The sequence below is a fragment of the Ruegeria sp. AD6 genome (genome assembly GCF_056542325.1).
In genome coordinates this window covers 1-18,269 of record NZ_JBQFZQ010000012.1, presented here as the reverse complement: position 1 = coordinate 18,269, position 18,269 = coordinate 1, and the positions used below count along the sequence as shown (strand labels likewise).

The 18,269-nt window shown below is 58.7% G+C and carries 13 protein-coding genes; 10 read left to right on the top strand and 3 right to left on the bottom strand.

Annotation, left to right across the window (positions count from 1 at the left end; translation table 11 throughout):
• Complete coding sequence (gene rplA / locus ACR0KJ_RS17790) at positions 1–699, top strand: 50S ribosomal protein L1 (protein ID WP_170455063.1); 699 nt, start codon at positions 1–3, stop codon at positions 697–699.
• A gap of 72 nt (positions 700–771) precedes the next feature.
• Here the strand turns inward: rplA and ACR0KJ_RS17785 are convergent, their stop codons facing one another.
• Positions 772–1,731 carry an aminoglycoside phosphotransferase family protein gene (locus ACR0KJ_RS17785; RefSeq protein ID WP_170524068.1) on the bottom strand — a complete coding sequence of 320 codons (960 nt, stop codon included), beginning with the start codon at positions 1,729–1,731 and terminating at the stop codon, positions 772–774.
• A 401-nt stretch (positions 1,732–2,132) separates the two neighbouring features.
• On the opposite strand from ACR0KJ_RS17785, the gene rplJ reads away from it, so the two are divergent.
• The 5 genes from rplJ (at position 2,133) to ACR0KJ_RS17760 (ending at position 13,115) form a co-directional block, all read left to right on the top strand.
• A complete protein-coding gene (gene rplJ, locus ACR0KJ_RS17780; RefSeq protein ID WP_170455059.1) occupies positions 2,133–2,651 on the top strand; it encodes a 50S ribosomal protein L10 in 519 nt (172 codons plus the stop codon).
• 79 nt (positions 2,652–2,730) lie between these two features.
• Positions 2,731–3,105, top strand: coding sequence for a 50S ribosomal protein L7/L12 (gene rplL / locus ACR0KJ_RS17775; RefSeq protein ID WP_008755409.1), 375 nt, complete (start codon positions 2,731–2,733; stop codon positions 3,103–3,105).
• A 250-nt stretch (positions 3,106–3,355) separates the two neighbouring features.
• Positions 3,356–7,492, top strand: coding sequence for a DNA-directed RNA polymerase subunit beta (gene rpoB, locus ACR0KJ_RS17770; RefSeq protein WP_170624516.1), 4,137 nt, complete (start codon positions 3,356–3,358; stop codon positions 7,490–7,492).
• 50 nt (positions 7,493–7,542) lie between these two features.
• Entirely contained in the window at positions 7,543–11,784 is a 4,242-nt protein-coding gene (rpoC, locus tag ACR0KJ_RS17765) for a DNA-directed RNA polymerase subunit beta' (RefSeq protein ID WP_480627307.1), read from the top strand.
• A gap of 461 nt (positions 11,785–12,245) precedes the next feature.
• Positions 12,246–13,115: a DMT family transporter gene (locus ACR0KJ_RS17760; RefSeq protein WP_480627306.1), complete on the top strand. Its 870-nt coding sequence runs from the start codon at positions 12,246–12,248 to the stop codon at positions 13,113–13,115.
• On the opposite strand, the gene ACR0KJ_RS17755 is transcribed toward ACR0KJ_RS17760, so the two are convergent.
• Together ACR0KJ_RS17755 and ACR0KJ_RS17750 are read right to left on the bottom strand one after the other, a co-directional pair.
• The gene (locus tag ACR0KJ_RS17755) at positions 13,100–13,909 is read right to left on the bottom strand and encodes a putative rhamnosyl transferase (RefSeq protein WP_480586622.1); all 810 of its coding nucleotides are present in this window, start codon (positions 13,907–13,909) and stop codon (positions 13,100–13,102) included. The genes ACR0KJ_RS17760 and ACR0KJ_RS17755 overlap by 16 nt on opposite strands.
• Positions 13,906–14,727, bottom strand: a complete 822-nt coding sequence (locus tag ACR0KJ_RS17750; protein ID WP_480627305.1) for a putative rhamnosyl transferase — start codon at positions 14,725–14,727, stop codon at positions 13,906–13,908. Before ACR0KJ_RS17750 ends, ACR0KJ_RS17755 begins: the two co-directional genes overlap by 4 nt.
• 397 nt (positions 14,728–15,124) lie before the next feature.
• Here ACR0KJ_RS17750 and rpsL point away from each other — a divergent pair, with 397 nt between their 5' ends.
• From rpsL to ACR0KJ_RS17730, 4 genes are all read left to right on the top strand, one after another.
• The gene (gene rpsL / locus ACR0KJ_RS17745; RefSeq protein WP_005621086.1) at positions 15,125–15,496 is read left to right on the top strand and encodes a 30S ribosomal protein S12; all 372 of its coding nucleotides are present in this window, start codon (positions 15,125–15,127) and stop codon (positions 15,494–15,496) included.
• Positions 15,497–15,511: 15 nt separating this feature from the next.
• Positions 15,512–15,982, top strand: a complete 471-nt coding sequence (rpsG, locus tag ACR0KJ_RS17740; protein ID WP_039529242.1) for a 30S ribosomal protein S7 — start codon at positions 15,512–15,514, stop codon at positions 15,980–15,982.
• Between the two features lie 18 nt (positions 15,983–16,000).
• Positions 16,001–18,118 carry an elongation factor G gene (fusA, locus tag ACR0KJ_RS17735; protein ID WP_480627304.1) on the top strand — a complete coding sequence of 706 codons (2,118 nt, stop codon included), beginning with the start codon at positions 16,001–16,003 and terminating at the stop codon, positions 18,116–18,118.
• A gap of 60 nt (positions 18,119–18,178) precedes the next feature.
• The coding region (locus ACR0KJ_RS17730; protein ID WP_215675807.1) for a GTP-binding protein at positions 18,179–18,269 on the top strand (91 nt) is incomplete at its 3' end.

The following is an 18,269-nucleotide window of genomic DNA, read 5'->3' as shown; positions in this document are numbered from 1 at the left end:
ATGGCAAAACTCGGTAAACGTACCCGCGCTGCGCGCGAAGCTGTCGCCGGCAAGGAAAACCTGTCGGTTGAAGATGCGGTTGCTCTGGTCAAGGGCAACGCAACCTCGAAATTCGACGAGACCATCGAAATCGCGATGAACCTGGGCGTTGACACCCGTCACGCGGACCAGATGGTTCGCGGCGTTGTCGGCCTGCCGAACGGCACCGGCAAAGCGATGCGCGTTGCTGTTTTTGCGCGCGGCCCGAAAGCTGACGAAGCGAAAGAAGCTGGCGCGGATATCGTTGGCGCAGAGGACCTGATGGAAACCATTCAGGGCGGCACCATCGAATTCGATCGCTGCATTGCCACCCCGGACATGATGCCGATCGTCGGTCGTCTGGGTAAGGTTCTGGGCCCCCGCAACCTGATGCCGAACCCCAAGGTCGGCACCGTGACCATGGACGTGAAAGCAGCCGTGGAAGCAGCCAAAGGTGGCGAAGTTCAGTTCAAGGCGGAAAAAGGCGGCGTTGTGCATGCCGGTGTTGGCAAAGCGTCCTTTGACGAAGCCAAGCTGGTCGAAAACGTCCGTGCCTTCATCTCGGCTGTGGCCAAGGCCAAACCGTCGGGCGCCAAAGGCACCTACATGAAGAAAATCGCGCTGAGCTCGACCATGGGCCCGGGCGTGACTCTGGACGTGGCGGCGGCTGCGGGCGAATAAGCCCCGGCTTTCAGTCATTGGAAAATGGACCCGGGTCGTGCGAACGGCCCGGGTTTTTCTTTGCCTCAGGCGTTACAGAAAGATTTGCCGCAAGCGGGTTTCCAGGCGGTCGCGTTTGCGTTCTTCAAACTGGCTGCACATGAAATCCGGCCGCCACAGGCGCAGCCAGTCTTTCAGCAGGCGACCGCGCAGGCAGCAATCCAGGATCTCCATGTCGATGGGGTGGCGGTAGAGCTTGAAGAACATTTGTTTGTTGGATTTCAGGACGCCGCTGCGATCCACTTCGGAGTTTGTGCTGTCGCGGAAAATGTCTGCTTTGAGAAAATCGACGATGTCATAAACGGCCAGTTTGTCCCTCGCTTCGGTGAAATCCAGACCGATGGTTGTGCCCTGACCCATGATCAGATTCAGGCCGTGAAAATCACCGTGAGAGAAGACGCGCAAGTCGGGACGGTTTCTCAGACGCGCGGCTTCGGCCAAGAAAGCCTCGACCATGGGCTGACTGATCCGGGCGATATCGGGGGGAACGAGTGTTGACAGTTCGCGGATGTTGTCGGTCATCCAGCGCGGTCGGAACGCGTAGTCGGTGGGCTTCTGGATGCTGTGCAGGTGATGCAGCCACGACCCGGCGCGGCGGTAGATCTGGGCAACCTGTTTATCGTCGGTGCTGTTGTAGATCACATCGACGGCGGTGGGGCGGTCGACATATTCGGTGACCATGAACGCGCCGCCGGGCGACAGGAATACCGGGCGGACCACGCGGGCGGTCTCGTGCCGTCGGAAATGATCGTGCACGCGGGTCAGCACCTGGAATTCGTTGGGCAGCCGTCCGGATTCGGGTGAGATGGTGTCGATCTTCAGCGCATAGTTCTGCGACGGTGTTTCGACCTTCATCACAAAGCGCGAACCGGGGAAGCCATGTGATCGGTAGACGCAGTGAAGCCCGGTGATGCGGTCGCGCAGGTGATCGCGCGCAAATTCGTTGGCAAACTCGCGGGCCATGTCGTATTCGGAAATCGTAAGTGTCGGCATGGTCTCGCAAATCTGCGTCTGAATTTCTGCGCCCCGGGGGTGGGTCCGACAAGACAAGAGCGGTGCAATCGTGTCAATGGTTCGCCCGAACCGGACATACGGGCGATAGATCGCTGGTACGTGCAATTTACCCCTTGGAAACCGGACCTGTCTGCCCTAAGTAGACCTGCGGAATAAAGCGTGCGATTCGTCGTGCGCTTTCTTTCGTTTCGTCCAAGACGGTGGGTGGTGCCATCCGGCCCCTTAATTCCCTGCCTGAGACGGGTAAGACCAAAGAATTCTGAGGGTCCCACCCTCGGGCGCATTTTGGCCAATCCCGTAATAACGGACCTGAACGCCGGAGCGAAAGCTGCGGCAAATATGAGCCGGGGTGAGGTATCGCCCCTAACCTGGAGAGAACTGTGGATAGAGCCCAGAAAGAGAAAGTGGTCGAGGAACTCGGCCAAATCTTCGAAAGCTCTGGCGTCGTAGTGGTTGCCCATTACGCCGGTCTGACAGTTGCCGAGATGCAGGACCTTCGCGCACGTGCTCGTGACGCGGGTGGCTCCGTGCGTGTTGCCAAGAACAGGCTCGCCAAAATCGCCCTTGAGGGTAAGCCGTGTGCAAGCATGGCCGACCTGCTGACAGGGATGACCGTTCTGACCTATTCCGAGGACCCCGTGGCAGCAGCCAAGGTGGCCGAGGATTTCGCCAAGGATAACAAGAATTTTGAAATTCTTGGTGGTGCAATGGGTGAGAACGCTCTGGACCGCAAAGGCGTCGAAACAGTTTCGAAAATGCCGTCTCGCGAGGAGCTTATTGCTTCGATCGTGGGCTGCATTGGCGCACCTGCTTCGAACATCGCCGGCGCGATTGGCGCACCTGCAAGCAACATCGCAAGCATCCTTTCCACCATCGAAGAGAAGGCGGAAGCTGCGTAAGCGGTTGGCACTGAATGATCTGCGTAGGGAAATACCCCTGACGTTGGAACACACACTGTAAACGGAAAGAGCTGATAAAATGGCTGATCTGAAAGCACTCGCAGAAAGCATCGTGGGTCTGACCCTGCTGGAAGCACAAGAACTGAAAACCATCCTCAAAGACGAATATGGCATCGAGCCCGCAGCTGGCGGCGCAGTTGTCATGGCAGCCGGTGGCGACGCCGGTGGCGCAGCTGAGGAAGAGAAAACCGAATTCGACGTCGTTCTGAAGAACGCCGGCGCTTCGAAAATCAACGTGATCAAAGAAGTTCGCGGCATCACCGGTCTGGGCCTGAAAGAAGCCAAGGAACTGGTCGAAGCAGGCGGCAAGATCAAAGAAGGCGTTGACAAGGCAGAAGCCGAAGAAGTCAAAGCCAAGCTGGAAGCAGCTGGCGCCGAGGTCGAGCTGGCCTAAGCCTGCTTACCGGTGCATCGCTGATGCGCCTGAAATTTTGGCTGGGTCCGGAGAAATCCGGGTCCAGCCGAACCTGTCTTAGAAAGGGCCTCATGACTTGGGGCGTTTTCTAAGACACGGTTTTCGGATCGGGAGGCCGCCTTCGGGACGGTGGCCATGAATTGATCCGGACGTGTTGTCTCGATTGTGCAAGATGCCGGGGCCCGACGGTGTCTTTGCCCGCTGAGAACATCGAAAGGTGACATCTGACATGGCTCAAACGTTCCTTGGCCAGAAACGTCTTCGTAAATATTACGGCAAAATCCGTGAAGTTTTGGAAATGCCGAACCTCATTGAGGTCCAGAAATCTTCTTATGATCTTTTCCTGCGCTCCGGCGATGCAGAGCAGCCCACCGACGGCGAAGGCATCAAAGGCGTGTTCCAGTCGGTTTTCCCGATCAAGGATTTCAACGAAACCTCCGTTCTGGAGTTCGTGAAATACGATCTGGAAAAACCCAAATACGACGTCGAAGAGTGCATGCAGCGCGACATGACCTACAGCGCGCCGCTGAAGGTTACTCTGCGTCTGATAGTGTTTGATGTCGATGAGGACACCGGCGCGAAATCGGTCAAAGACATCAAGGAACAGGACGTTTTCATGGGCGATATGCCCCTGATGACACCGAACGGGACGTTCATCGTGAACGGCACCGAGCGTGTGATCGTGTCCCAGATGCACCGCTCGCCCGGTGTGTTCTTTGACCACGACAAGGGCAAGACCCATTCCTCGGGCAAGCTGCTGTTTGCCTGCCGCATCATCCCGTATCGCGGCAGCTGGCTGGACTTTGAGTTCGACGCCAAGGACATCGTGTTCGCCCGTATCGACCGTCGCCGCAAGCTGCCTGTGACGACCCTGCTTTATGCGCTGGGTCTGGACCAGGAAGCGATCATGGACGCGTATTACAACACCGTGTCCTACAAGCTGGACAAGAAGAAGGGTTGGGTCACGCCGTTCTTCCCCGAGCGTGTACGCGGCACCCGTCCGACCTATGATCTGGTTGACGCCAAATCCGGTGAAGTGATTGCCGAAGCAGGCAAGAAGGTCACCCCGCGCGCGGTCAAGAAGCTGATCGACGAAGGCACCGTTACCGACCTGCTGGTTCCGTTTGATCACATCGTAGGCAAATATGTCGCTAAAGACATCATCAACGAAGAAACCGGTGCGATTTATGTCGAAGCCGGTGACGAGCTGACGCTGGAATATGACAAGGACGGCGACCTGATCGGTGGCACCGCGAAAGAGCTGATCGACGCGGGTATCACCGACATTCCGGTTCTGGACATCGACAACGTCAATGTTGGTCCGTACATGCGCAACACCATGGCGCAGGACAAGAACATGAACCGCGAAAGCGCGCTCATGGACATTTACCGCGTCATGCGTCCGGGCGAGCCGCCCACCGTCGAGGCTGCGTCCGCTCTGTTCGACACTCTGTTCTTCGACAGCGAACGCTATGACCTGTCCGCCGTTGGCCGCGTGAAGATGAACATGCGTCTGGCTCTGGACGCGCCGGACACCCTGCGCACCCTGCGCCGCGAAGACATCGTGGCCTGCGTCAAGGCGCTAGTTGAACTGCGTGACGGCAAAGGCGACGTGGACGATATCGACCACCTCGGCAACCGTCGTGTCCGTTCGGTCGGCGAACTGATGGAAAACCAGTACCGCGTCGGTCTGCTGCGCATGGAACGCGCGATCAAAGAGCGTATGTCGTCGGTCGAGATCGACACCGTCATGCCGCAGGACCTGATCAACGCGAAACCGGCTGCGGCTGCTGTTCGTGAATTCTTTGGCTCTTCGCAGCTATCGCAGTTCATGGACCAGACCAACCCGCTGTCGGAAGTTACTCACAAACGCCGCCTCTCGGCGCTTGGCCCCGGTGGTCTGACGCGCGAGCGTGCGGGCTTTGAGGTGCGCGACGTACACCCGACCCATTATGGCCGGATGTGCCCGATTGAAACGCCGGAAGGTCCGAACATCGGTCTGATCAACTCGCTGGCCACCTTTGCCCGTGTGAACAAGTATGGCTTCATCGAAACACCTTATCGCGTCGTCAAAGACGCCGAGGTGACCGATGAGGTGCACTACATGTCCGCGACCGAGGAAATGCGTCACACCGTGGCGCAGGCGAACGCGACGCTGGATGCCGATGGCAAGTTCATCAACGATCTGGTGTCGACCCGTCAGGCCGGTGACTACACCCTCGCCCCGCGCGAGAATGTGGACCTGATCGACGTGTCGCCGAAACAGCTGGTATCAGTAGCTGCATCGCTGATCCCGTTCCTTGAAAACGACGACGCCAACCGCGCTCTGATGGGCTCGAACATGCAACGTCAGGCGGTTCCGCTGCTGCGGGCCGAGGCACCGCTGGTCGGTACCGGTATCGAGGAAAAGGTTGCGATCGACTCGGGCGCTGCGATTCAGGCGAAACGCGCCGGTATCATCGACCAGGTCGATGCCCAGCGTATCGTTATCCGCGCCACCGAAGATCTGGAACTGGGCGACGCTGGTGTTGACATCTACCGTCTGCGCAAGTTCCAGCGTTCGAACCAGAACACCTGCATCAACCAGCGTCCGCTGATCAAGGTGGGTGACACCGTCCAGAAGGGCGAGGTCATTGCCGACGGTCCCTCGACCGATATGGGTGAACTGGCCCTTGGTAAGAACGTGGTCGTCGCGTTCATGCCGTGGAACGGTTACAACTACGAAGACTCGATCCTGATCTCGGAACGTATCGCGCGTGATGACGTCTTTACCTCGGTCCATATCGAGGAATTCGAAGTCGCCGCCCGTGACACCAAGCTGGGCCCGGAAGAGATCACCCGCGACATCCCGAATGTCGGTGAAGAAGCGCTGCGCAACCTCGACGAGGCAGGCATCGTTTACATCGGTGCGGATGTTGAGCCGGGCGATATTCTGGTGGGCAAGATCACCCCGAAGGGCGAAAGCCCGATGACCCCGGAAGAAAAGCTGCTGCGCGCCATCTTTGGTGAGAAAGCATCTGACGTGCGCGACACCTCGCTGCGCGTGAAGCCGGGCGATTACGGTACCGTCGTTGAGGTTCGTGTCTTCAACCGTCACGGCGTCGAAAAAGACGAGCGTGCGCTGCAGATCGAGCGTGAGGAAGTTGAACGTCTGGCCCGTGACCGGGACGACGAACTGGCGATCCTTGACCGCAACATCTATGCGCGTCTGCAGGGCCTGATCCTGGGTAAAACCGCTGTCAAAGGCCCGAAGGGCGTCAAGGCAGGGTCGGTGATCACCGAAGATCTGCTGGAAACCCTGACCCGTGGTCAGTGGTGGCAGCTGGCGCTGGAAGGCGAGCAGGACGCACAGATCGTTGAGGCTCTGAACGAGCAGTACGAAGTGCAGAAGCGTGCTCTGGACGCCCGTTTCGAAGACAAGGTCGAGAAGGTCCGCCGTGGCGACGACCTGCCGCCGGGTGTGATGAAGATGGTCAAAGTCTTCATCGCCGTTAAGCGTAAGCTGCAGCCGGGCGACAAGATGGCTGGTCGTCACGGGAACAAAGGTGTGATTTCCAAGGTTGTTCCGATGGAAGACATGCCGTTCCTGGCCGATGGTACGCCGGTTGACTTCTGTCTGAACCCGCTGGGTGTGCCTTCGCGTATGAACGTTGGTCAGATCCTTGAAACCCACATGGGTTGGGCCGCGCGCGGTCTGGGTCTGAACATCGACGACGCCTTGGGTGAATACCGCCGTTCCGGCGATCTGACCCCGGTGCGCGAAGCGATGAAGCTGGCCTATGGCGAGGATGTCTACGAAGAAGGCATCACCGGTCTGGACGAGGATGGCCTGATCGAGGCGGCGGGCAACGTGACCCGCGGTGTTCCGATCGCAACCCCGGTCTTCGACGGCGCCAAAGAGGCTGACGTCAACGACGCGCTGGTGCGCGCGGGCTTCTCGGAAAGCGGTCAGTCGGTTCTGTTCGACGGGCGTACCGGTGAGCAATTCGCGCGTCCGGTGACCGTGGGCATCAAGTACCTGCTGAAACTGCACCACCTTGTGGACGACAAGATCCACGCGCGTTCGACCGGGCCGTACAGCCTAGTTACTCAGCAGCCGCTGGGTGGTAAGGCGCAGTTCGGTGGTCAGCGCTTTGGTGAGATGGAAGTCTGGGCTCTGGAAGCTTACGGCGCCGCCTACACCCTGCAGGAGATGCTGACCGTGAAATCGGATGACGTCGCCGGCCGGACCAAGGTCTATGAGTCGATCGTCAAGGGCGAGGATAACTTTGAAGCGGGCGTACCGGAATCGTTCAACGTTCTGGTTAAAGAAGTCCGTGGCCTCGGCCTGAATATGGAACTCCTGGATGCGGAGGTTGAGGAGTAAGGGCGCGGCCCTTTCTCCCGTCCCCCCTTCCGCAAGATTTGAGGTAACAAATGAACCAGGAAATCACCAACAACCCGTTCAACCCGCTGACGCCGCCCAAGGTTTTCGACGAGATCAAGGTCTCGCTGGCGTCGCCCGAGCGGATCCTGTCTTGGTCCTATGGCGAGATCAAGAAACCCGAAACCATCAACTACCGGACGTTCAAGCCTGAACGTGACGGCCTGTTCTGCGCGCGTATCTTTGGCCCGATCAAAGATTACGAATGTCTGTGCGGCAAATATAAGCGGATGAAATATCGCGGCGTTGTCTGCGAGAAATGCGGTGTGGAAGTCACCCTGCAAAAAGTCCGCCGCGAGCGTATGGGCCACATCGAACTGGCCGCGCCCGTTGCGCATATCTGGTTCCTGAAATCGCTGCCGTCCCGCATCGGTCTGATGCTGGACATGACGCTGCGCGATCTGGAACGCGTTCTGTACTTTGAAAACTATGTCGTCATCGAGCCCGGTCTGACCGACCTGACCTATGGCCAGATGCTGACTGAAGAAGAGTACATGGACGCACAGGATGCCTATGGCATGGACGCGTTCACCGCGAACATCGGTGCAGAAGCCATCCGCGAGATGCTGGCCCAGATCGATCTGGAAGCCGAAGCCGAGCAGCTGCGCGCTGATCTGGCCGAAGCAACCGGCGAGCTGAAGCCCAAGAAGATCATCAAGCGTCTGAAGGTTGTTGAATCCTTCCTCGAGTCGGGCAACCGTCCCGAATGGATGGTGATGACCGTGATCCCGGTTATTCCGCCGGAACTGCGTCCGCTGGTGCCGCTGGATGGTGGCCGTTTTGCGACTTCGGATCTGAACGATCTGTATCGCCGCGTCATCAACCGGAACAACCGTCTGAAGCGTCTGATCGAACTGCGCGCGCCTGACATCATCGTCCGCAACGAAAAGCGGATGCTGCAGGAATCCGTGGATGCTCTGTTCGACAACGGCCGTCGTGGCCGCGTGATCACCGGCGCCAACAAGCGTCCGCTGAAATCGCTGTCGGACATGCTGAAAGGGAAACAGGGCCGCTTCCGTCAGAACCTTCTGGGGAAACGCGTCGACTTCTCGGGCCGTTCGGTCATCGTGACCGGCCCGGAACTCAAGCTGCACCAGTGTGGTCTGCCCAAGAAGATGGCGCTGGAGCTGTTCAAGCCGTTCATCTATTCGCGCCTTGAAGCCAAGGGTCTGTCTTCGACCGTGAAACAGGCGAAGAAACTGGTCGAGAAAGAGCGTCCCGAAGTGTGGGATATCCTCGACGAGGTGATCCGCGAACACCCTGTCATGCTGAACCGTGCGCCGACGCTGCACCGTCTTGGCATTCAGGCGTTCGAGCCGGTCCTGATCGAAGGCAAAGCCATCCAGCTGCACCCGCTGGTCTGTTCGGCCTTTAACGCCGACTTCGACGGTGACCAGATGGCCGTTCACGTTCCGCTGAGCCTTGAGGCGCAGCTGGAAGCCCGTGTTCTGATGATGTCGACGAACAACGTTCTGTCGCCTGCAAACGGCGCGCCGATCATCGTTCCGTCGCAGGATATGATCCTGGGTCTTTACTATGTGACCCTGGAACGTGAAGGCATGCCGGGCGAAGGCAAGGTGTTTGGCTCGATCGACGAAGTTCAGCACGCGCTGGACGCGGGTGAAGTGCATCTGCACACCAAAATCACCGCGCGGATCACGCAGATCGACGACGAAGGCAACGAAGTTCAGAAGCGGTATGAGACCACTCCGGGCCGTCTGCGTCTGGGTGCGTTGCTGCCGATGAACAACAAAGCGCCGTTCGAGCTGGTCAACCGCCTGCTGCGGAAGAAAGAAGTGCAGCAGGTGATCGACACCGTCTACCGTTACTGCGGTCAGAAAGAGTCGGTTATCTTCTGTGACCAGATCATGTCGATGGGCTTCAAAGAAGCGTTCAAGGCGGGCATCTCGTTCGGCAAGGACGACATGGTCATCCCGAACGACAAGTGGGGCATCGTCGATGACACCCGCGGTCAGGTGAAGGACTTTGAACAGCAGTACATGGACGGCCTGATCACCCAGGGCGAAAAGTACAACAAAGTCGTCGATGCCTGGTCGAAGTGTAACGACCGCGTCACTGAGGCGATGATGAGCACCATCTCGGACGTCGCCAAGGCCGAAGACGGGTCGGATCAGGAACCGAACTCGGTCTACATGATGGCCCACTCGGGCGCGCGTGGCTCGGTCACTCAGATGAAACAGCTGGGCGGTATGCGCGGCCTGATGGCCAAGCCGAACGGTGACATCATCGAGACGCCGATCATTTCGAACTTTAAAGAAGGTCTGACCGTTCTCGAGTACTTCAACTCGACCCACGGTGCACGTAAGGGTCTGTCGGATACCGCTCTGAAGACGGCGAACTCGGGTTACCTGACCCGTCGTCTGGTGGACGTGGCGCAAGACTGTATCGTTCGTGAGATCGACTGTGGTACAGAACGCGCGATCACTGCCGAAGCCGCTGTGAACGACGGTGAGGTTGTCGCCTCGCTGGCCGAACGTGTGCTGGGCCGTGTCGCTGCTGACGATGTTCTGCGTCCGGGCACCGATGAGGTGATCGTGGCCGCAGGTCAGTTGATCGACGAACGCATGGCGGACACCATCGATGAAGCCGGTGTTGCCTCGATGCGCATCCGCTCGCCTCTGACCTGTGAGTCCGAGGAAGGCGTTTGTGCAACTTGCTACGGTCGTGACCTTGCGCGCGGTACCATGGTGAACACGGGTGAGGCTGTCGGCATCATCGCCGCCCAGTCCATCGGTGAACCTGGTACGCAGCTGACGATGCGGACCTTCCACATCGGCGGTGTCGCGCAAGGTGGTCAGCAGTCGTTCCAGGAAGCCAACCAGGAAGGCGTTGTCGCATTCGAGAACCCGCAGATTCTGGTCAATGCCGCAGGTGAAAGCCTGGTCATGGGCCGGAACATGAAGCTGGTGATCAACGACGAACACGGCGAAGAGCGTGCCAGCTTCAAGCTGGGCTACGGCTCCAAGCTGTTCGTCAAGGACGGCACCAAAGTGGCCCGTGGCGACAAGCTGTTCGAATGGGACCCGTACACCCTGCCGATCATCGCCGAGAAAGCCGGTACCGCGAAATATGTCGATCTGGTTTCGGGCCTTGCCGTCCGCGACGAGACTGACGAAGCAACCGGCATGACCCAGAAGATCGTGATCGACTGGCGCGCCGCCCCCAAAGGCAGCGACCTCAAGCCCGAGATCATTCTGGTCGGTGAAGATGGCGAGCCGGTCCGCAACGATGCGGGCAACCCGGTTCACTATCCGATGTCGGTGGATGCGATCCTGTCGGTCGAAGACGGTCAGCGGGTCGAAGCCGGTGACGTTGTCGCGCGTATCCCGCGTGAAGGTGCCAAGACCAAGGACATCACCGGTGGTCTGCCGCGTGTGGCCGAACTGTTCGAAGCCCGTCGCCCGAAAGATCACGCGATCATCGCAGAAGCCGATGGTTACGTGCGCTTTGGCCGCGACTACAAGAACAAGCGTCGCATCAGCATCGAACCGGCTGACGAGTCCATGGAGACCATCGAGTACATGGTGCCCAAGGGCAAGCACATCCCGGTCGCCGAAGGGGACTTCATCCAGAAGGGTGAATACCTGATGGACGGTAACCCGGCTCCGCATGACATCCTGTCCATCATGGGTGTTGAAGCGCTGGCGGATTACATGATCGACGAGGTGCAGGACGTCTATCGTCTGCAGGGCGTGAAGATCAACGACAAGCACATCGAGGTCATCGTGCGCCAGATGCTGCAAAAGTGGGAGATCCTGGATTCAGGCGACACCACCCTGCTGAAAGGCGAGCATGTCGACAAGCAAGAGTTCGACGCGGCCAACGAGAAGACCCTCTCGCGTGGTGGTCGTCCGGCACAGGGCGAGCCGATCCTGTTGGGGATCACCAAAGCCTCGCTGCAGACGCGTTCGTTCATCTCGGCGGCCTCGTTCCAGGAAACCACCCGCGTTCTGACCGAGGCTTCGGTTCAGGGCAAGAAGGACAAGCTGGTTGGCCTGAAAGAGAACGTCATCGTCGGACGTCTGATCCCCGCCGGTACCGGTGGTGCAACTCAGGCCGTCCGCCACATCGCGCAGTCGCGTGACAACGTGGTCATCGAAGCCCGTCGGGAAGAAGCCGAAGCCGCCGCTGCTCTGGCCGCCCCGGCATTCGACGACGACATGGTGGGGGATGAGCTGGATGTTCTGGTGGAAACCCCGGAAAGCCGCGAGTAAGTTTCGCTTAAGACAATTGAAAAAGGCCCCGCGATTGCGCGGGGCCTTTTTTTGTTCAGTGCGCCGACACCTATAGCAACGGCATTCTTGGAAGGTCGGTTGGATCAGGTACGGCTCCGGCTGCCGCAATAAGCGAACAGTTCTGCCAGCTGTTGTAACGGGCGAATAGACGGCAATATTCGGCTGTAATCAAAATGACCTCACATTTTTGGGATTTTTTTTGAGAAAAGCGGGCGATTTGCGTCGAGTGTGGGCAAATACGCCGTGCCCGGTGCGGCCTGCGGCTGTATCGGGTGCCAATCAGTTTACAGGTGCTGCGGGTTTTGGATAGGCCCTTTTGGCCTGGACAGGTGTCTCCCCACACCACCGTCATGCTGGGCGAGATCATTGATTGATGAGTTGACATTTCAGCGACCTGAAAGACCAATGCCCAAAAGCATTTGTATTTGGATCAGACCAGAATGACCCCCAATGTCAGAGGCGCGCTGTTGATGATGGGCAGCATGATGGCCTTTACCGTCAACGACACACTGGTGAAGGTTGCGCTGCAGGACCTGCCTTTGTTCCAGTTGATCGCGATGCGAGGTGTGCTGGCGACGGTGCTGATCTATCTGCTGGCCCGGCATCTTGGGGCGCTGCATCTGAACTTTCCGCGGCATGACAAAATCCTGGTTGCCCTGCGGTGTCTGACGGAATTGTCGGCCACGTTCTTCTTTCTGGCGGCCTTGAAAAACATGCCGCTGGCGAATGTGACGGCGGTTTTGCAGGCGTTGCCGCTGACCGTGACGCTGGGGGCAGTGCTGTTTTTCAATGAAAGCATCGGTTGGCGGCGGATGATCGCCATTGCGATTGGGTTCGCCGGAATGCTGCTGATTGTCCGCCCGGGGCCCGAGGGGTTCAACCTGTATGCGGTCTACGCGCTGATTGCGATGCTGTCGGTTACTGTGCGCGATCTGATCACGCGGCGCATGTCGGCACAGGTGCCTTCGATGGTGGTCACTCTGGCGACGTCCTTGTCAATCACGGTGACGGCGGCGATCATCTCGGTGTTCGAAGGCTGGGTGCCGGTTGCGCATGTAACCGGTGGGTTGGTGGCGGCTGCGGCCGTGTTTGTTCTGATGGGTTATACGTTCAGCGTGATGGTCATGCGGGTGGGCGAGGTCGGATTTGTCGCCCCGTTCCGCTATTCCAGCCTGTTATGGGCGCTGGGTCTGGGCTGGCTTGTCTTTGGGGATTGGCCGGACAGCGTCACGCTGATGGGTGCGGCCTTGGTTGTCGTGGCAGGGCTGTTCACGCTCCTGCGCGAGCGGTCGCTTCAATCGGACGACTGAACCTGCCGCAGAGCATCCGGATCAATCGCAAAACGCTGGCGCAGGATCTGTTCATCGGCGGGTCGGACAGGCGTCAGGTCATTCAGGTTTTTCCGGGCCTGAGGCGAGTCGTTATGCGCATGCAGTGCGCGCACCCACATCGGGCTGTCCGGCAGGGTGACGACCGGCATGACCCGGCTGATCTTGTTGTGAGTGAAGTTCATGATGGATTTTGGGTTGCCTGCCGCGACATACATGCCCAAACCGGCCGTGACCAAAGGCCGGTGAATCTGCGCCGTAAAGACGCCCGCATCCCCGGAATGCAACAGATAGCCGCTATTGAAATCGATGCCCACTGTGTCGTGCTGTTTCAGGGTTCCGCCGCAATCCTGCGCCGCCGCTCGCAAGCGTTGGACAAAATCGATGGCAATGGCATCGTCATCGTCGTGGCGGAATTGCAGGCAGGGCTGGTCCGGGTCCTTGCGCGCTGCGTTCAGCACCTCTTGCATGACTTTGCGGTGCCGCTTTGGCGGTTTGGGGATGATCTGCACCTGCGGCAGGTCCCGCGTGATGTCGCGTAGCCGGTGCAGGGCCGGTTCGGGCAGACACTCGCCGACAACGATCAGAAACTGGAAGCGCTCATCCGTCTGGTGCCGCAGGCAGGGCAGGGTCAGCGTTTCGAAAAGGTGGAAACGCTGCTCCAACCTGACCGGGTCATAGAGAAAACGCCGCCGATCCTCGATCGTGTCATGCATGACTTGAAAGCCGCCAACGGCAGGGTATGAAAACCGACACAGACCGATAACCTGCATCATGGCCGGTCGTCCGGTTTTTTGCTGTGGGCTGCCTGCACGGCATCGGAGTCGATGGCAAAGCGGGCGATGAATTCCCCGGCTTGCTGCGGCGTCAGCGGGCGAAGCTCGGTTTTGTCCGTCCGCGCATGGGGCGAGTCGTTGAACCCGTTCAGCCCGCGCACCCACATCGGCGCATCAGGTTGGCTGATCACTGGCATGAACCGGGCCAATCGGTTGTGCAATCGGTCGAATATGGTTCTGCTGCTGCCGCCCTGAACAAACATCCCAAGGCCGACGGCCAACAGCGAGCGCATGACGGCGGTGGCCTGAATCCCACCCGGCCCGAACCGCGCAAGATAGCCTGCGTTGAAATCGATCCCGACACTCTCATACCGTTGCATCAGGCCTGCGTTGTCGTGCGCCGTCCGGCGCAGCCGTTCGACAAAATCCACCGAGACCGCGTCGTCGTCATCATTTCGGAACTGTATGCAGGGTTGATCCGGCGTCTGGCGCGCGGTGTTCAGAACGTCGCGAACCACAGCTTTGTGCGGCGCGGGGTCTTTCTGAACTATTCGGATCTGGCGCACGTCGGACGTGACGTCTTGCAGTCGCTCAAGATAGGGTTTGGGCAAGCAGGTTCCGGTCAGCAGGATCAGATCGAAATCCAGATCGGTCTGTTCGCGAAAACAGGGCAGGGTGGTTGTTTCGAAAAGGCGGAACCGTTCTTCCAGCCGGGCGGGGCTGTATAGGTAGGCCCTCCGGTCCTCGACCGTGTCATGCAGGATCTGAAAGCCGTCAGTGGCGGGAAAGGAAAAACGGCACAGGCCGAGGATTTGCATGATTCACCCGCTGGGACATCCGATGCGGCGACTATGCCCGCGCATCCGATGGGCTGCAACGAATGGAACGATTGCCAAACCGGAGCACGCCCTGATAAATCGCCGCGATTCGGCCAGTTGACCTGTGGGCCGGGTGCGCTGTTGACACTTGGGCCGACTCCCCTTAAGACGCGCGACATCTCGGTACCGGGGGCCGCCCCATAACCGATTTCAGTAATGAACTGGTCAAGGCCCGGACAATTTTGCCGTTCGCGCCCTCTGATAACCAACCGCGACGTTCACCTCGGAATGGGAACGCTCGCGGATTTTGCGCTTGTGGACGCATGAGTGCAGCAAATTTAACCGCACGCAACCCGCGTGCATGTCATGTGTGTTGCAAAACGGGGAAGAAACCGGAATGCCAACTATTCAACAGCTGATCCGCAAACCGCGGCAGCCCAAAGTAAAACGCTCGAAGTCCATGCACCTGGAGCAGTGCCCGCAGAAACGCGGCGTCTGCACCCGCGTGTACACCACCACACCGAAAAAGCCGAACTCGGCGATGCGTAAGGTTGCCAAGGTGCGCCTGACCAACGGGTTCGAGGTGATCTCGTACATCCCCGGTGAAAGCCACAACCTGCAGGAACACTCGGTTGTTCTGATCCGTGGCGGCCGTGTGAAAGACCTTCCCGGTGTGCGTTACCACATCCTGCGCGGTGTTCTGGATACTCAGGGCGTCAAAGACCGTAAGCAGCGTCGTTCGAAATACGGCGCGAAGCGTCCCAAGTAAGAAGGAGAGGCTGATATGTCACGTCGTCACGCCGCCGAAAAACGCGAAGTCCTGCCTGACGCCAAATTTGGCGACAAGGTTCTGACCAAATTCATGAACAACCTGATGATCGACGGCAAGAAGTCGGTCGCAGAGCGCATCGTCTACAACGCCTTTGACCGCGTTGAGAACAAGATCAAGCGCGCACCTGTCGAAGTGTTCCACGAAGCGCTCGACAACATCAAACCGTCGGTCGAGGTTCGCTCGCGCCGGGTTGGTGGTGCAACCTATCAGGTTCCGGTCGAAGTCCGCCCCGAGCGCCGCGAAGCTTTGGCCATCCGCTGGCTGATCACTGCTGCGCGCGGCCGCAACGAAAACACCATGGAAGAACGCCTCGCCGGTGAGCTGCTGGACGCTGTACAGTCCCGCGGTACTGCCGTGAAGAAGCGCGAAGACACCCACAAGATGGCCGAGGCGAACAAAGCCTTCAGCCACTACCGTTGGTAATTCAGAGGCTTATCAAAAATGGCACGCGAATATCCGCTCGAACTGTACCGTAACTTCGGTATCATGGCGCACATCGACGCAGGTAAGACCACCTGCTCGGAGCGTATCCTGTATTACACTGGCAAATCCCACAACATCGGTGAGGTGCACGACGGTGCAGCCACCATGGACTGGATGGAGCAGGAGCAGGAACGCGGCATCACCATCACGTCGGCTGCGACCACCACTTTCTGGGAACGCACCGAAGACGGTCAGACCGCCGATACCCCCAAGCACCGCCTGAACATCATCGACACCCCCGGCCACGTTGACTTCACCATTGAAGTTGAACGCTCGCTGGCGGTTCTCGACGGTGCCGTCTGCGTTCTGGACGCAAACGCCGGTGTTGAGCCCCAGACCGAAACCGTGTGGCGTCAGGCTGACCGCTACAAGGTTCCGCGTATGGTTTTCGTCAACAAGATGGACAAGATCGGCGCAGACTTCTTTAACTGCGTTCGCATGATCGAAGACCGCACCGGCGCACGTGCTGTTCCGGTTGGTATTCCGATTGGTGCCGAGTCCGAGCTGGAAGGTCTGATTGACCTGGTCACCATGGAAGAGTGGCTGTGGCAGGGTGAAGATCTGGGCGCAAGCTGGATCAAAGCACCGATCCGCGACAGCCTGAAAGACATGGCTGACGAATGGCGCGGCAAGATGATCGAAGCGGCCGTCGAAATGGACGACGACGCGATGATGGAATACCTGGAAGGCAATGAGCCCGACGTTCCGACCCTGCGCAAACTGCTGCGCAAAGGCACCTTGGACATCGCGTTTGTTCCGGTTCTGGGTGGTTCGGCGTTCAAGAACAAAGGCGTTCAGCCGCTGCTCAACGCTGTGATCGACTACCTGCCCAGCCCGCTGGACGTTGTCGATTACATGGGCTTCAAACCCGGCGACGAGGAAGAAGTTCGTGACATCGCCCGTCGTGCCGATGACGAAATGGCCTTCTCGGGCCTGGCGTTCAAAATCATGAACGACCCCTTCGTTGGCTCTCTGACCTTCACCCGGATCTACTCGGGCACCATGAACAAGGGTGACTCGATCCTGAACTCGACCAAAGGTAAGAAAGAGCGCATCGGTCGTATGATGATGATGCACTCGAACAACCGGGAAGAGATCGAAGAAGCGTTTGCAGGCGACATCATCGCGCTGGCGGGTCTGAAAGACACCACCACCGGTGACACCCTGTGTGATGCGAAGGATCCTGTGGTTCTGGAAACCATGACCTTCCCCGATCCGGTGATCGAGATCGCGGTCGAGCCCAAAACCAAGGGCGACCAGGAGAAAATGTCCCAGGGTCTGGCCCGTCTGGCCGCCGAAGACCCGTCCTTCCGTGTGGAAACCGACCTGGAATCGGGTCAGACCATCATGAAGGGCATGGGCGAACTTCACCTGGACATCCTGGTTGACCGTTTGAAGCGCGAGTTCAAGGTTGAAGCGAACATCGGTGCACCGCAGGTGGCCTATCGCGAAACCATCTCGATGCCGGTCGAGCACACCTACACCCACAAGAAACAGTCGGGTGGTTCGGGTCAGTTCGGTGAAGTTAAGCTGGAAATCCAGCCGACCGAGCCGGGCGAAGGTTATTCGTTCGAAAGCCGCATTGTTGGTGGTGCCGTTCCGAAGGAATACATCCCGGGTGTTGAAAAAGGCATCAACTCGGTCATGGATAGCGGCCCGCTGGCTGGCTTCCCCGTGATCGACTTCAAGGTTGCCCTGCTGGACGGTAAGTTCCACGACGTTGACTCGAGCGTTCTGGCGTTCGAAATCGCGGCCCGTATGTGTATGCGTGAAGGCATGCGCAAAGCTGGCGCGAAACTGCTGGAACCGATCATGAAGGTCGAAGTGATCACCCCGGAAGAATATACCGGCGGTATCATCGGCGACCTGACCTCGCGTCGTGGCCAGGTGTCTGGTCAGGAACCGCGCGGCAACGCGATCGCGATCGACGCGTTCGTTCCGCTGGCGAACATGTTCGGCTACATCAACACCCTGCGTTCGATGTCGTCGGGCCGTGCCCAGTTCACCATGCAGTTCGACCACTACGATCCGGTTCCGCAGAACATCTCGGACGAGATCCAGGCGAAATACGCATAAGCGAAGATTTGAGGGAGCTCCGGTCAGGGGCTCCCTTCATTACCGAAAAAGGAGGCCATCATGGCAAAGGAAAAGTTTGAGCGTACAAAACCGCACGTCAACATCGGCACGATTGGCCACGTTGACCATGGTAAAACGACGCTGACCGCAG